The sequence below is a fragment of the Kibdelosporangium persicum genome (genome assembly GCF_013280595.1).
GTDB classification, from domain to species: Bacteria; Actinomycetota; Actinomycetes; order Mycobacteriales; family Pseudonocardiaceae; genus Kibdelosporangium; species Kibdelosporangium persicum.
The window spans coordinates 282,587-297,143 of record NZ_JAAATY010000009.1 but is presented as its reverse complement, the minus strand read 5'-3'; the positions used below and the strand labels follow the sequence as shown (position 1 = coordinate 297,143).

13 protein-coding genes and 1 pseudogene are annotated in these 14,557 nt (G+C 67.2%); 7 read left to right on the top strand and 7 right to left on the bottom strand.

The annotated features are described in order from the left end of the window. The first annotated feature begins 299 nt into the window (after positions 1–299). From GC106_RS19080 to GC106_RS19065, 4 genes are all read left to right on the top strand, one after another. Positions 300–1,316 carry a Gfo/Idh/MocA family protein gene (locus GC106_RS19080; protein ID WP_173132232.1) on the top strand — a complete coding sequence of 339 codons (1,017 nt, stop codon included), beginning with the start codon at positions 300–302 and terminating at the stop codon, positions 1,314–1,316. Then, a complete protein-coding gene (locus GC106_RS19075) occupies positions 1,313–2,188 on the top strand; it encodes a class I SAM-dependent methyltransferase (RefSeq protein ID WP_173132229.1) in 876 nt (291 codons plus the stop codon). Before GC106_RS19080 ends, GC106_RS19075 begins: the two co-directional genes overlap by 4 nt. 78 nt (positions 2,189–2,266) lie before the next feature. Beyond that, on the top strand, positions 2,267–3,712 hold the full coding sequence (locus tag GC106_RS19070) for an NDP-hexose 2,3-dehydratase family protein (RefSeq protein WP_246366177.1): 1,446 nt from the start codon (positions 2,267–2,269) through the stop codon (positions 3,710–3,712). 82 nt (positions 3,713–3,794) lie between these two features. Further along, complete coding sequence (locus GC106_RS19065; RefSeq protein ID WP_446684937.1) at positions 3,795–4,910, top strand: macrolide family glycosyltransferase; 1,116 nt, start codon at positions 3,795–3,797, stop codon at positions 4,908–4,910. A 141-nt stretch (positions 4,911–5,051) separates the two neighbouring features. Here the strand turns inward: GC106_RS19065 and GC106_RS48850 are convergent, their stop codons facing one another. Next, on the bottom strand, positions 5,052–5,408 hold the full coding sequence (locus tag GC106_RS48850) for a peptidase inhibitor family I36 protein (protein ID WP_173132223.1): 357 nt from the start codon (positions 5,406–5,408) through the stop codon (positions 5,052–5,054). Positions 5,409–5,690: 282 nt separating this feature from the next. Then, positions 5,691–6,443: a DUF8692 domain-containing protein gene (locus GC106_RS19055; RefSeq protein ID WP_246366158.1), complete on the bottom strand. Its 753-nt coding sequence runs from the start codon at positions 6,441–6,443 to the stop codon at positions 5,691–5,693. 100 nt (positions 6,444–6,543) lie between these two features. Between GC106_RS19055 and GC106_RS19050 the strand changes: the two genes are divergently transcribed. Both GC106_RS19050 and GC106_RS19045 read left to right on the top strand, forming a co-directional pair. Next, positions 6,544–7,686: an aminoglycoside phosphotransferase family protein gene (locus GC106_RS19050; RefSeq protein ID WP_173132220.1), complete on the top strand. Its 1,143-nt coding sequence runs from the start codon at positions 6,544–6,546 to the stop codon at positions 7,684–7,686. 79 nt (positions 7,687–7,765) lie between these two features. After that, on the top strand, positions 7,766–8,176 hold the full coding sequence (locus GC106_RS19045) for a hypothetical protein (RefSeq protein ID WP_173132217.1): 411 nt from the start codon (positions 7,766–7,768) through the stop codon (positions 8,174–8,176). Positions 8,177–8,227: 51 nt separating this feature from the next. On the opposite strand, the gene GC106_RS19040 is transcribed toward GC106_RS19045, so the two are convergent. From GC106_RS19040 to GC106_RS19025, 4 genes are all read right to left on the bottom strand, one after another. Then, entirely contained in the window at positions 8,228–9,457 is a 1,230-nt protein-coding gene (locus GC106_RS19040; protein ID WP_217280658.1) for a glucuronyl esterase domain-containing protein, read from the bottom strand. A 119-nt stretch (positions 9,458–9,576) separates the two neighbouring features. Then, positions 9,577–11,622, bottom strand: coding sequence for a bifunctional polysaccharide deacetylase/glycosyltransferase family 2 protein (locus GC106_RS19035; RefSeq protein ID WP_173132214.1), 2,046 nt, complete (start codon positions 11,620–11,622; stop codon positions 9,577–9,579). Further along, entirely contained in the window at positions 11,598–11,756 is a 159-nt protein-coding gene (locus tag GC106_RS19030) for a hypothetical protein (protein WP_173132211.1), read from the bottom strand. The genes GC106_RS19035 and GC106_RS19030 overlap by 25 nt, the downstream gene beginning before the upstream one ends. Before the next feature lie 49 nt (positions 11,757–11,805). Continuing rightward, positions 11,806–12,159, bottom strand: a complete 354-nt coding sequence (locus tag GC106_RS19025) for a DUF6542 domain-containing protein (RefSeq protein WP_312872729.1) — start codon at positions 12,157–12,159, stop codon at positions 11,806–11,808. 12 nt (positions 12,160–12,171) lie between these two features. On the opposite strand from GC106_RS19025, the pseudogene GC106_RS49725 reads away from it, so the two are divergent. Further along, positions 12,172–13,406: pseudogene (locus GC106_RS49725) on the top strand (LCP family protein). 3 nt (positions 13,407–13,409) lie between these two features. On the opposite strand, the gene GC106_RS19010 reads toward GC106_RS49725, so the two are convergent. After that, positions 13,410–14,525, bottom strand: coding sequence for a serine/threonine-protein kinase (locus GC106_RS19010; RefSeq protein WP_173132203.1), 1,116 nt, complete (start codon positions 14,523–14,525; stop codon positions 13,410–13,412). Between the last annotated feature and the right edge of the window lie 32 nt (positions 14,526–14,557).

Below are 14,557 nucleotides of genomic sequence, written 5' to 3'. Positions count from 1 at the left end.
ACCCCGGCGTGCCGATCGCAACTAGGTGCAATCCGCTTGACTCGGGCCCGGTGGATCACTATTAACGCTGAATCTTCTTTCCCGTTGTGTTCGGGTGGCCGAGTGTCATGCTTGTGACCATTTTCGGTCGGCGCGGCGAAAGTTTCCGGTGCGCACTCGGCGTACCGCGGCCGGGGGTGTTCGCGTTCGACTGTCCATGCCGGATTCGCAGGCCCACGCCCGCAGCCGGTAGGAAAGAGGCACGCCACACCGAGCCGGCCTGGTGGTCTGGCGTCCACAATGGACGACCCGGGGGTGACATGTTCGCGGAGCCGCAGACCACGACCATGCCGCTGAAATGCGGTGTGCTCGGCTGCTCGGACATCGCTTCGCGCCGGACACTGCCCGCGATGGCGGCCTCACCGCTGGTCGACATCACCGCGATCGCCAGCCGCGACGAGGGCAAGGCCGCGGACCTCGCCGCCAGGTTCGGCTCGGAGCCGGTCACCGGATACGAACGGCTGCTCGCCCGGCCGGACGTCGAAGCGGTGTACATCTCGCTGCCGCCGGTGTGCCACGCGGAGTGGATCGAACGGGCGCTGCGCGCCGGAAAACACGTGCTGGCCGAGAAACCGATGACCGCGACGGCGGAGCTGACCGAATCCCGGGTCGCCCTCGCCGAGTCGCTGGGCCTGGCACTCCTGGAAAACTTCATGTTCCTGTGCCACTCGCAGCACCGGACCGTGCGCGGGCTCGTCGCCGACGGTGCCATCGGCGAACTGCGCACCGTCATCGCCGAGTACGCGTTCCCCGGCAAGTCACCGGACAACTGGCGCTATCAGCCCGGCCTCGGCGGCGGCTCGTTGCTGGACGTCGGCGGCTACCCGATCCGCACGGCGTTGACGTACCTCGGCGACGCACTGGACGTGGCCGGCGCGACCCTGCGGTACGACCCGAAACACGGCGTGGACGTGAGCGGCAGTGCGCTGTTGTGCACGGCCGACGGCAAGACCGCGCACGTGTTGTTCGGGATGGATCGCTCGTACAAGTGCGGCTACCAGCTCTGGGGCAGCGAGGGACGGATCGTCGTCGAATGGGCGTACACCCCGACCGCGGCCCATCGGCCGGTGGTCCGGGTCGAGCGACAGGACGCCGTCCAGGTTCTCACGTTGCCTGCCGACGACCACTTCGTCGGCGTGCTCACTGCCTTTGTCAACCGTGTCCGGCACGGCGTCAACACCGAACTGGAAGGAAAACCAGTGGTCCGACAGGCTGCACTGGTCGACCGTGTGCGCATGGCCGCGGTCCGCCGCCCGCTCACGGGACGTCCGGGATGAGCTTCTGGCGAACCGCCCGCATGCTGGTCAAGGCGATCCAGGTCGAAGGGGCGTCCCGGGAGAAGAAGATCAGGAGGCTGTACGAGCTGTTCGACTACAACCTGTTGAACAAGACCAACTCGTACGTCAACCTCGGCTACTGGGAGTCGGGCTGCACCGATCTGGACGAGGCCGCCCAGGCACTGGCAGACCTGCTGGCCGACGAAGCCGGTTTCAAGCCGGGGGACCGCGTGCTCGACGTCGGCTTCGGCTACGGCGACGCGGCGCTGCACTGGCTCACCAGCAGGAACCTCGGCGAGATCGCCGGGATCAACATCACCCCGCTGCACGTGCGCGCGGCCACGGAGCGAGCCCGGCGGCTCGGCTTGGCTGACCGCACGGACTTCCGTGAGGGGTCCGCGACCGAGCTGCCGTTCGAGTCGGGCAGTTTCGACCGCGTCGTCGCGCTCGAGTCCGCGCATCACTTTCTCACCAGGGTCGACTTCTTCCGTGAGGCGTACCGGGTGTTGCGGCCGGGCGGGGTGTTGGCCACAGCGGAGATCCTGCCGACGCATCCCGACGCGGTGCGGCGGAGCGCTGTGGCACGCGGCGTGCCACCGGAGAACTGTTATCCGGCCGAGGAGTACGCGCGCAAACTGACCGCGACCGGCTACACCGACGTGTCGGTGCGGTCGATCCGGGAGCACGTCTACGAACCATGGCGCCGGTATCTGGCCAGGCGGCTCGAAGAGCCGGACGCCCGTGCCCAGATGGGCATGTTCCACAAGCAGTTCCGCGACCGTGTCGGCACGCCTGGCCTCGACTCCCCGCTGGCGCGGGAGATAGCCCGTGCCGACTACGTGATCGCGGTGGCGGGCAAACCCCCCTCGTGAGTGTTTATCGGTGTTCTAACCCTGATAAACGCTCACGAGAGAAGACCCGTCCAGCGGAGCTGAACCCCTGGGGCAGGTATGGCCGAGACACCACTGATCCACCACGAACTGCCGGTCGCTGATCAGGCTGACACCGCGCGCCGTTTCATGCTGTCCGCGGCGACCGAGCACAGCTCGGTGACACCGGCCGCCGAGCTGGCGGACTGGCTGGCGCGGCGGACCGTGGCCGGGCGGGCCAGGATCAGCAGGATTCCGTTCGCCGAGGCCACCGGGTGGGCCTTCGACGTTCGGTCCGGCAACCTGGCGCACGCCTCCGGCCGGTTCTTCTCGGTCGAGGGGATCAGTGTGCGCACCGACCGGCAGTGGATCAGCAGCTGGATCCAGCCGATCATCGTGCAGGCGGAGATCGGCATCCTGGGCATCCTGGTCAAGGAGTTCGACGGGGTGCTGCACTGCCTGATGCAGACCAAGATGGAGCCGGGGAACGTCAACACGGTGCAGCTCTCGCCCACCGTGCAGGCGACCAGGAGCAACTACCTCGGTGTGCACCGGGGCAAGCACGTCGACTACCTCGACTACTTCACCGGCGCCCGTGGCGGTCGGGTGCTCGTCGACGTGCTGCAGTCCGAACAGGGCGCATGGTTCCTGCACAAGCGCAACCGCAACATGGTGGTCGAGACCGAGGAGGACGTTCCGGTCGGCGACGACTACCGTTGGCTGACCTTCGGTCAGATCAAACAGCTCCTGCAGCGCGACAACGTGGTCAACATGGACTCGCGGACCGTGATCTCCTGTGTTCCAGCCGTCGGATTCGAGGCACCCGACGGCGACGGCACGTTCGCTGGTTCACTGCTGCAGTCACTGGCGGGCAACACTTCCGCGTTGCACAGCGGCAGTGACATCCTCAGCTGGCTGACCGAGATCCGGGCGACGCGCGACCTGGTCCAGCGGCGGATTCCGTTGAACGACACGGTGCAGGGCGGCTGGTACCGCGACGACGTCCAGATCGCGCACGAGAGCGGTCGGTACTTCAAGGTGGTCGCGGTGTCCGTGGAGGCCAGCAGCCGGGAGGTCTCCGGGTGGCGGCAACCGCTTGTCGAGCCGAACAATCCCGGGCTGACGGCGTTTCTGACAAAACGCGTCAACGGTGTGTTGCACGTGCTGATGCAGGCGAGGGTCGACGCGGGTTCGCTCAACGGTGCGGAACTGGCGCCGACTGTGCACTGCCAGCCGGACAACTACGCGCACTATCCCGAGCGATATCGGCCGTCCTATTTGGACTACGTGCTGACCGTCGACCCGCGCCGCATCCGCTACGACGTGATGCAGTCCGAAGAGGGCGGTCGGTTCCTGCACGCCCAGAACCGCAACGTCGTCATCGACGTCGGCGACGACATCCCGGTCGAGGCGCCGTACGGCTACCGCTGGATGACACTCAACCAGCTCGGAGTCCTGCTGATGCACAGCAACTACCTCAACGTCGAGGCACGCAGCCTGCTCGCGTGCATGCGGACACTGTGGTGAAGTCCTGGAGGTTTCCCCCTTGGTGCACATAGCTTTCTGTTCAGTTCCGTTCCCTGGGCACGTGTCGCCGACGCTGGCGGTCGTGACCGAGCTCGTCGCCAGGGGGCACCGCGTGAGCTACGCGGTCACCACCGATTTCGGCGAGCAGGTCAAGGCGGTGGGCGCGGAGCTCGTGCCGGTCGAGTCGGTGATGCGGACCGCGGAGGCGACCGAGCAGATCGCCGACATGCTCGACTCGGACCAGTACAAGGATGACGACTACGTCAGCGCGCTGCGCATGCTGACCCACGAAGCGCGCCGAGTGCTCCCTGTGCTGGAGGAAACGTTCTCCGGTGACGTGCCGGACGTGGTCGTGCACGACTCGTTGAGCTGGGCGGGCAGGTTGTTCGCCGCGCGACGGCGAATCCCTGCCTTGCAGAGCATGGGGACGCTCGCCGCGAACGAGCACTGGAACCCTGCCGGGAACTACGAGCAGTACTCGTTCAGCGGCCCCGTTTTCCGTGACGTCCTCGGGGAAATGGCTCAGTTGCTCGACGGGACCGGCCTGGACGTCGAGCAGTTCCTGCTGGACGAAGGCGTGCGGACGATCGCGTACCATCCGCGTGCCTTCCAGCCGGCGGGACCGACGTTCGACAACGTCCATTTCGTGGGCCCGTGCGTGCCACCCCCGGACGGTACGTGGCTGCCGCCGTTGGATTCGCGGCCGTTGGCGTTGATCGGGCTCGGCAGCAGTTTCCAGGAAGGCTCAGCGTTCGCCCGCACCTGCGTCGACGCGTTCGCCGAGATGGACTGGCACGCGGTGATCGCGCTGGGCAACCGCGAGCTCACCGGCCACATACCGCCGAACGTCCAGGTCCATCGGTACGTGCCCTACGAGGACGTGCTGCCCCACGCCCAGGTGCTGATCGGCCACCCGGGCGTCATCACGATGATGGCAGGACTGCGGCACGGCGTGCCGCTGCTGCCGGTCCCGCAGACCGCCGAGCAGTACCCCAACGCGGCCCAGGTCACCGAGCTCGGTCTCGGACTGCACCTGCGGCCTGAGGACGTCACTGTGACGGCGCTGCGCGAAACCGTCGCGAAGATCAGCTCGGACGCGGGCATCCAGGCCAATCTCCGGTGGATGCGCAGGGAGATACAGGCGTCGGGCGGAGCACGGGCCGCTGCCGGAATCATCGAGGAGTCCGCGCTGGGCTGACGCCGGATCACAGCCGGCCAGTCCGCACAAAAGCGGCCGTCAGGGTCAACTGACGGCCGCTTTCGCGTGCGATACCGGCAGTGCTTGTGAGCTGAGAACTCAAAGCACGAACCGTCATCGCGATCGACGGTTCATGCGGCGTCAGTCCAGAATTTCGACCTTGTCGATCCGGTTGTTCCAGCCGAAGGCGCCGAAATCGTTCTCGCTCTGATTTGCCGCGTACCTGATCGAGTCGTCCGGCTGCAACGTCCTTTTATCGGTCAGCTTCACGGGGTAGCCGGTCCGATTCCGCATGCTGTTCGCCCGGTCTCGCCAGTTGCCGATGTCGCTGGAGTCAGACCCCAGGACCAGCCAGCCACCCCGGTAATTCATGTTGTCCCAGAGGCAGACGTGGCTCACTGGACAGTCCGCATAACCGCCCGACAGGGCGCTCGCGCCCTGATTCTGCGCTTGGGCAGGCGCGGCGATGGCCGTTGTCGCGACGAGCGCGAGGATCACGCCGACAGTCAATCGCCGGGCTCCCGAGGAAAAGGGCATGGACATCCCAGGATTCCTTGTGGTGAACACAAAACCCCCATCGTGTGTCGTGCTGCACGCCCAGGAATGGGCGGCGCTCTTCCAGTCAAGCACAGCCTCAACGATGATCGCCAGGCGATCGGCGATCGCGACGCGGACCTGTCGATTCCAAGTTCCGTCGTTTTTGTGTCATCGATTGTTGTGATCCAGCTGGACTCGCTGCGGGATTCCCAGGTAATTGTCAGCCGGGGCGTCTGGTATTTCTCAGGTGAGCGGATACCGCAGATCGAACGAGTACTGCGTGCGTGTGATGCGGGCCGAGTGGGCCGCGGCGGCGAGCATGGCCAGCACGCCGAGGTTCTCGCCGAGTTCCTCCGCGTGGTACGTCAGCACGTACAACGGTCCACTTTGGCCGGACGCGATGAGCAGGCCCTGTAGCGTCTCGCCGCCGAGAGCCGCGGCGAGCAGGAGCGCACAGCCGGTGATCATGTACCAGCGAGGGCGGCCGCGGAGGTGGCGGGCGAGCAGCAGCAGGCCGACGGCGACGAAGAGCCCGGCGGCCAGACCGGGAATCAGCCAGTAGAACGGGAAACCGTCGTTGTACGTCACCAGTTCGCGGCCGATGCGGTCGAGACGTTCGTGTAGTTGGGTGTGATCGTCGAGGGACAACATTCCGAGCATGGTGGCGCTGGCGAACCACGCCCAGCTGCCGTTGACCCGGGCGGCATGGCCGATCGCGCCGAGCACGGCGTGCGCGGCCGCGGTGATCACGAGCAGCCCCGTGCTCCACCAGGTCGGCAGGTTCCCCTCCACGAAAACGTCCAGGTATTCCTGGATCTCGCCGCGGTTCGTGGTCAGCGGGTGGTCGATCAGCGCGGGCACCGCCATGCTCGCCACATTGATCGCGAGCGTCACGCCGAGGAGGATCCAGCCCGTTCTTCGAAGGCTGACGCGACGGGCCGGGTAGATCCGCTCGGTGTCCACATCCATCACGATCCCCCTTCTCGAATCGGACAAAGTCGACACGCTAGCGCACCGAATCCCCGCTGGTCCGAAGATGAAAGTTTCTTCATCGCCACCTCATGGCCGGATCATCCGGCCCGGAGATGCTGGTGCCATGGCGGATCTCGTTGTGCTGACCGGAGTGACGGCGGGCGACATGCTCGCCGCGGTGGTGGCCGAAGCCGGCGGGAAACTGCTGGGCTGGACCGCCACGCAGGTCGACCATCAGCCGGGCAGGCGGACCACGGTCAGCTACGCGGCCACGGTCAGCTGGCCTGACGGGATAAGGGACGAAGTCCTGGCCGCCTCGTCCGGCCGGCTGCCCGAAGGCGCCGTGCGGGTGAGCGACGGAACGACCGAGGTCGGTGTCTGGCGGTTTCCGTTCGACCCGGACCTGCCTGGACTGGCGCGGGCACTCGATCCGGTGCGGGCTCGGGTTCTCATCGAAGCCACCGGGCTGGCGGTGGGCGGCGACGTGACCATCCGGACGAGGGCGTACCGGCCACGGCGGCGAGCCGTCGTCGAAGTCCGGCTTCCCGGCCACCGCAGGGTTTTCGTCAAGGTGGTACGGCCGGCGCTCGCCAAGGAACTCCATCACCGCCATCGCATCACGCCCACCGCACCGGAATCCTTGGGATGGACGGACGACGGCCTGGTCCTCCTGGCCGGCCTGCCGGGGCGGACGTTGCGTGAGAAGTTGTTGGACCACAAGGAAGTCGATCCGCGCAGCGTCGTCGAAGCGCTGGACAGTCTGCCTTGGGAACTGGCGGACGGCGAGCGCGGACCGACTTGGGGACAGAAGGCCCCGCACTACGCCGGTGTGGTGGGTGCCGTTGCCCCGCACCTGGCGCCCCGGGCTCGCGCGATCGCCGAGAAGGTCTTCCACGACCGGCCGGAAGGACCGGATGTGCCGGTGCACGGCGACTTCTACGAGAACCAGCTCATCATCCACAATGGACACGCCCGGTTGCTCGACATCGACACCGCCGGTCGCGGCGAACGGCTGGACGACGCGGCATGCCTGCTGGGGCACCTCGCAGTTCTCGCGCAGACCCGGCCGGACCACGCCACGCATATCACGGCCGTGCACGATCAGCTGGAAGCGCATTTCGCCGATTGCCTTGACCCTGCGGCCTTACGGCGGCGGACGGCGGCAGTGGTGCTGTCGTTGGCGACCGGTCCGTACCGCGTGCAGGAAGAGAACTGGCTGCGCAACACCGAACTCCGGATCGAGCTGGCCGAGAGCAGCCTTCCATGAGAATTCCTTCACCGTCAGGCAGCACTTCCCTTCATCTCCACCGGACAACCTGGAAGCACAAGCCCAGCAAGGAGGAACCATGAACAGCAAGCGGCCCTGGATCATCGCCGGCGTCACGACTTTCGCGCTGGCGGGCTTCGGCACCGCCGCGGCCGTGGCTTCTGACGACACGACCGTGCGCGACCCGCACCCCGCTCCCGTCGTGCAGAAGTACGACGCCGGAACGGCTCAGAACCAGGCGGGTGCCGTCGACAACTCTCCTGAGTCAGCCGACTCGCCGACAGCTTCGGCTGCCGACTCCGTGAACCCCGCACCGGCCCCTGTCCCCGCACCGGCCCCTGTCCCCGCACCGGCACTGGACTCCGCCGACTCGCCGGACGCGAAGATCGCCCCAGCCGCCGTGAAACAGCAACCCAAGGTGACGAAGGTCCAGGCTCCGAGGAAGGCCGCACCCGTCGACTCGGCCGACTCGGCCGGTAGCGCCGACTGAGAGAACGGCCCGGTGCGGCGGGTGGCTGCCGCACCGGGCCATGTGGCGGTGCTAGGACAGAGCAGGGGTCTGCCAGTCCCGCCATTCGGCGAGGTTGCCCGCCTTCTTGCCGGAGATCCGGAAAGTGCCCGCGGTGTTGCCCGTCTTCAGTAGGAACTTCTGGATGTGCTGCTGCAGCGGCGTCCGCCATTCGGACCGGGAGGCGCAGTGGTTGCCGTCCTGGACGTCGGACCAGTACGTGATGTCGGCGCCCGCGCCGAGTGCCTTGTAGATCTCGGCGCCTGCCAGCGCCGCCACGCTGCCCGACCTGGCGGCGAGCCAGTCGATGTGCGGGTTGTCCATCACGAACAGGCCTCGGGGCGCGATCATGCCGATCACCTGGTGCGTGTCCACGGGCAGGCCCGCCGGGTTGCCGGTGAACGAGGTGAACGCGTCGCCCAGCCAGGGCTGCTCGCCATAGGCGCTGCCCAACCCCTGGGCGCCGCTTTCCCTGGCAACCGAACGGAAAGCGGGAGCACCGCCGGTACCCGACTCGATCGGCATGGTGAGGGCGATGCGCTGGTCGAACGCGCCGGTCACGAAGGCACCCTTGCCGTACCGCGAGCATCCCGTGACGCCGGTCGCGTCGGGGCGGAGGATGCCGCCGCCTGACTGCTCGATGACGTCGATGATCCGGCTGACACCCCAGGCCCACGCCAGGAGCAACCCTGTACTGCTGGAGGAACCGTAGACGCTGTAGAACGCGCCTTGTTTGTTGTTCCGTGGCGTGCCTTCCCGGCCGACCGCGAGCGGGTCGTAGTTGATGACGGCGGCGCCCGCGGCCTTGATGGCCGCCGTGTCCGCGCCGAACCCGCCCAGGACGACGACGGCCGGGAAAGGCCCGGAGCCGCTCGGCAGTTCGACCCTGGCCGAGAAACTCGCACTCCGGCCGTTGTGCGAGACGTTCACGGTGATGTTCGAAGTGGACACCGTTCCCGTGACGCTGCTGGGCTTCGCGGGTTTCTCGCCGTAGACGGACCGCTCCGCCAGCTTCTTGATCTCCGCTCGGCGGCATCGCCAGTCGGCCTTGGCGGTGATCCGGGACCCGTTCAGTTTCTGGAACGGATCGGGGAGTTTGGCGTTGGCAGGGGTCGAGCCGGGCAGCGTGACCGGGCAGTCGACCCCGTCGTCCTCGACGGGCGCGGCGGCTGCGGGAGCGGCTTGTGCGGTCAGGGTGCCTGCGATGGTGAGCGCCGCGATCACCAGCGCGACGGTCTTCGAACGGTTCTTGGAGCGGATCACATACATCTCCCTCCGCTGGGTGATGGAGGCGACGACGGCAATCGACCACATCGAAACTTTCGAAAACATATTCGAAATAAATGTATGGGGATGTGCACACAGAGTCAAGAACCCGTCATTCAGTGCTGTCTGGCCGGGTCCTTCGGTTCGAAACTTTCGACACCACTGAGTTTCCGGGCGGCCTGGCCGGTTCGCACGTTGGTCTGCCACTTCAGCTGCGCGCCATGCAGTGCCGTGACGATCGACTGAATCACCACGAGGTAGGTGAGCTGCCGGTAGACCACCTGTTGCAGGGGCAGTCCCCACAGTGGACGCAACGACTCGCCGTCGAGATACAGGGCGTAACCGGCGCCTGCGGTCTGGATCGCCAGGAACAGCAACCAGACCACGATCGCGTACGGCGCTTCCGCGATGAACATGCCGTACAACACGAACACGTCCATCGCCGGACCGAGCAAGGGCAACAGCAGTTGGAACGCGAACAGGTAGAACAGGCCGTAGCGGCCCATCCGACCGGACGGCCCGCGATCGCGCCAACTGTGCCGGTGCTTCCACATCGACTGGAACGTGCCGAACGACCAGCGATAACGCTGCCGGTACAGCGCGCCGAGCGTGGCCGGGACTTCGGTCCACGCCCGCGCGTCAGGCGTGTACGTGACGCGCCAGCCCGCGCGCGTGATCGCGATCGTCAGGTCGGTGTCCTCGGCGATGGTCTGCGAGCTGATCCCGCCGACGTCCCGCAGTGCTTCCCGGCGGAACGCGCCGATCGCGCCGGGCACGGTCGGGATGCACTGCAAGGCGTTGAGGATCTGGCGGTCCAGATTGGACCCCGCGCAGTACTCCAGGTGCTGCCAACGGCCGAGCAGGCTACGCCGGTTGGCCACCTTGGTGTTGCCGGACACCGCGCCGACGCTCGCGTCGGCCATCGGCTGCACGAGGTGGCCGATGGTCTCCGGTTCGAACACGGTGTCGCCGTCCACCAGGATCAGGATGTCGTGAGTGGCATGCGCGATGCCGGTGTTCAGCGCGGCCGACTTGCCCGCGTTGCGTTGCCGGATCACGCGTACCCCTGGTAAGTCCAGCGCGAGCACCAGATCCGCGGTGCCGTCGGTGGAACCGTCGTCCACCACGATGACTTCGACGTCGGCCATGTGCGTGTTGGCCAGCAGCGACCGAACTGTGGCGACGATGTTCGCGGCTTCGTTGTACGCGGGCACGACCACCGAAACCGGCGGTGAGTACCACGGCGGTGGGTTCAGCTCACGCTCGCGCGCCAAGCGGCGTGCGGTGTTCGCCAAGCCGAGCTGCATCAACGTGCGCAGCACAGCCAACAACGCGGCCATGATGATCAGCGCGTTCAGCACGATCACGAGCGTGCCGCCGTGATTCTGGGCCGCGGCGGTGAGGTGCCCGGTGATCCGGCTGCCCAGGCCCGCTTCGTCGTGCGGACGAGGCATCATCAGTGCCTCGGACATGGTCGCGAAGCGGTGCCCACGAGTGGACATTGTGGACAGCAGGCCGTTCACCTCGTCCACGGTGACGCTGCCGTTGTCATGCATCCGGACGACTGTGCCGGGCCCGGCGACGGCGGAGAGTGCCGGAAGGTCGCCCCAAGGTAAGGACAACGCGTCGCTGGTTGGCTTGACAACGAGGTAGCCGTCATGCTCGAGCGTCCTCAGCGCTTCGTCGGACGCATTCGGCCGCACACCGAAAAGTCGCGTGTGGACACCGATGGCCGCGGCCAGCGACTGCTGGGCCAAGGACAGCTCGAGGTCCCGTTGCCAGCCGGGCAGCTGGGTGACGTCACCTGGGCGAAGTCCGGTGATGCCGATGTCGTGGCCTTCGTCGAGCATCCGCCGGACCAGTTCGGGATGGTCGTTCACCCGTGTCCCGGCCACCATGAACGTCGCGTGCGCGTGGTGCCTGCGCAGCGCGTCCAGGATGCGTGCTGTCCACTTCGGATTCGGGCTGTCGTGGATCACCAGGGCGATGGTGTTGTCGGTGACGTCGACGGTCCCGTCGGCGCGTGTGGGCTCGGCCTCGGGCGAGGTGGTCACGCTGTACGCGTGGATCGTCAGCGTGCCCAGCAGCAGGAGCACGCCGATGACCACGGTGATCCAATGCGCCCAGGGAATCCGGCCTACCTGGGAACGGTGCCGAGCCATGGCAATGCCGTGTCGACGTGGACGGAGCAGAGCGTGGTCGCGACGATCACGACGACCAGCACGACCATGCCTGCCGCCAGCAACCGGCTGGCCAGCCGGACGAATGCCCGGCCGCGGCCGGCCGATGCGAACACAGGTCTCTCGTTGTCCTGCGGCATGAATGACCCCCAGGTGAAACAGAACTCAGCGTCTGGTGATGCGGATGACCGCGATGGTGAGACCGACGCCGACGGCGGCCGCAAGCCACGGGAATCCGTGAAGGTACGGGGGTGCGAACGCGGCGACAAGCTCTTTTGTGTTGCCCCACACCGGTTGCCAGTGCCACGCGATGCGGACCACCACCACGATCAGCAGGACGATCGGCGGCGCGGGAACCACAATCCAGAGGCCCACCGGCCGGACGAGCGCCGCTGCCGCGACCATGCCGGTGATGACCCACGCTCCGAAGACCCAGCCGACGGTGCCGCCGTCCGTGATCAACCCCATACCTACGAAGACAGTAAGGATGGCGACGGCCGCGACCGCTGGTACTTCCACAGGTACCCGCGGATGTACCGGTACTTCCCCCACCGCTGCCGTCCCGCTGTCTTGATCGGACTCCAAACAGGATATAGCTCAACCACCCCGTCGCGTAACATCCGCGGCATGGGGTGGCCGCGGAAGTCCGCGATCGTCATGGTCCGGACCACTTGGATTCTGCTGTCCGTGACGCTGATGGTCGCCGCGGGCGTGGCCTGGGCCACGTACCGGGATCTGGACGAAGGCGTGCGCAGGTCCAAGGCGATCGCCCCGGACGCACCGCGATCCGTTGGCGCGGTGAACATCCTGGTGATGGGACTGACCACCCGCCTGGACCTGAACGGCGACCCGCTGCCGGACGCGATCCTGACCCAGTTGCACGCCGGGGAGAGCGATCGCGGCGGCTACAACGCGAACACGTTGATGTTGCTGCACATCCCCCATGACGGTTCACAGGCCACCGCGTTGTCTGTTCCCCGCGACAACTTCGTCGACTTGCACGGCATCCCCGGCGGCCCGGTCCGCGGGAAGATCAAGGAGGCGTACGGCCGCGCCAAGATCGCCGAAGAGACCAGGCTGCGCGCCGACGGCCTGCGGGACCCGCACGAGCTGGAGTTCCGCGGCCGGGAAGCCGGCCGCCGCGCCCAGATCGACACGGTCCGCACGTTCCTCGACGTGCCGATCGACCACATCGCCGAGGTCAGCCTGGCCGGGTTCTACTACCTGGCGAACGCCCTCGGCGGCATCGAGGTGTGCGTCACCAACGCGACCCACGACCCCTGTCCGGCGCCAACCTGACGGCCGGACGGCAAACCCTGAACGCGTCCCAGGCTCTGGCCTTCGTCCGGCAACGCCACGGACTGCACAACGGCGACCTCGATCGCACCCGTCGTCAGCAGGCATTCGTCGCCGCCGTGATGCACAAGGTCCGCAGCGAGGGAGCCGCGCTGCTGCCCGGCCTGGTCGACGTCGCCAAACAGAACGTCGTGGTGGACGAGGGCATCGAACTGTTCGACTTCGCGATACGCATGTCCAACCTGACCCGCGGCCGGATGACCTACCTGACCCTGCCGATCGAGCGCACCGAAACGGTCGACGGCGAAAGCATCAACATCGTCGACCCCCACAAGGTCCGCGCCGCCGTCGCCGAGATGCTCAACCCGGCACCGAAGAAGCAGGAGAAGCCGGAAACCGCACCACCGCCCGCGGACGTCCCGGCAGCACCGGCGAACCAGGCGCCGGCTCCGATTCCGTGTGTGGACTGACGGTCAGTGCTTCGGCTTCTTGCCGCTGTTCGAACCTTTGCCTTTGCCCTTGTTCGGGCCCTGCCTGTGGTCGTTCGGAGGGGCGCCGACGTCGTGCTTGACGACGGGTTGGTTGCGGATGGCGTCGACCGCGGTCTGAGTCGTCGGCGGGGCGACGGCGGGTTCCGCGACCGGCACGGCGGCAGGCGGAGCGACCGACGCGGGCGCCAGCCGGGGATCGCTGATCACCGGATCGTGACTGCCGCTGCTCGCGGTAGTCCAGACCAGGGCGGTGGTCGCGAACAACGCGCCGACACCTGCCGCCACCAGCTTCCTCGCGGAACGCCGAGGTGGCACAAGGGTCAGGGTCTCGGATCTGCGCAGGGCCGCGGCGCACTCCGCGGCGGTGGGACGGCGGCGTGGAGTCAGTGAGGTCATCGACGACAGCAGCCGGACCAGGTCGGCCGGCAGGTCCGGCGGGATCGCCGGTGGGCGGTGCAACCGGGCCACCGCGGTCTCTATCTCGTTGCCCTCGTACTCCCGGTGGCCGGTGAGGCATTCCAGCAGGACCAGGCCGAGGGCGTAGACGTCCACCCGGGAGTCCAGGTCGCCGCCGCGGACCTGTTCGGGGGCCAGGTACGCCGCCGTGCCCACCAACATGTCGGCCTGGGTCATCCGGGTCGCGTCCACGGCCTTGGCGAGGCCGAAGTCCGCCAGGTAGGCCGTGCCGTCGCTGTCGAGCAGGACGTTGGCAGGCTTGACGTCCCGGTGGATCACGCCCTCGTCGTGCACGTACGCCAAAGCGTCGGCGATCTGCGCGCCCAGGGTACGAACCTCGTCGGCCGACAGTGGTCCCTGGCGGATCCGGGCACGCAACGTCTGGCCTTCGACGAGCTGCAACACGGCGAACGGCGTCTGCCGGTCGGTGTCGGCGTCGAAGACCGAGACCAGGCCGGGATGGGACAACGTGGCCAGCATCTGGACCTCGTTGTCGAAGCGGCGGCGTGCCGTGACGTCCGCCTGCTCGCGGAACACCTTGATCGCGACCGACCGCTGCAGGAGCGTGTCCCACCCGCGGTACACGTCGGCCATGCCCCCGGTTCCGAGCAGCTCGTCGATTCTGTAGCGGTCGGCCAGCAAGACACCCTCCGCGGGTCGCGCGGACAAACTCC

What these genes read in the sequence shown, in the direction of transcription:
- GC106_RS19080 (WP_173132232.1), top strand. Translation starts at nt 300, where the DNA reads ATGTTCGCGGAGCCGCAGACCACGACCATGCCGCTGAAATGCGGTGTG.
- GC106_RS19075 (WP_173132229.1), top strand. Translation starts at nt 1,313, where the DNA reads ATGAGCTTCTGGCGAACCGCCCGCATGCTGGTCAAGGCGATCCAGGTC.
- GC106_RS19070 (WP_246366177.1), top strand. Translation starts at nt 2,267, where the DNA reads ATGGCCGAGACACCACTGATCCACCACGAACTGCCGGTCGCTGATCAG.
- GC106_RS19050 (WP_173132220.1), top strand. Translation starts at nt 6,544, where the DNA reads ATGGCGGATCTCGTTGTGCTGACCGGAGTGACGGCGGGCGACATGCTC.
- GC106_RS19045 (WP_173132217.1), top strand. Translation starts at nt 7,766, where the DNA reads ATGAACAGCAAGCGGCCCTGGATCATCGCCGGCGTCACGACTTTCGCG.
- GC106_RS19035 (WP_173132214.1), bottom strand. Translation starts at nt 11,622, where the DNA reads ATGGCTCGGCACCGTTCCCAGGTAGGCCGGATTCCCTGGGCGCATTGG.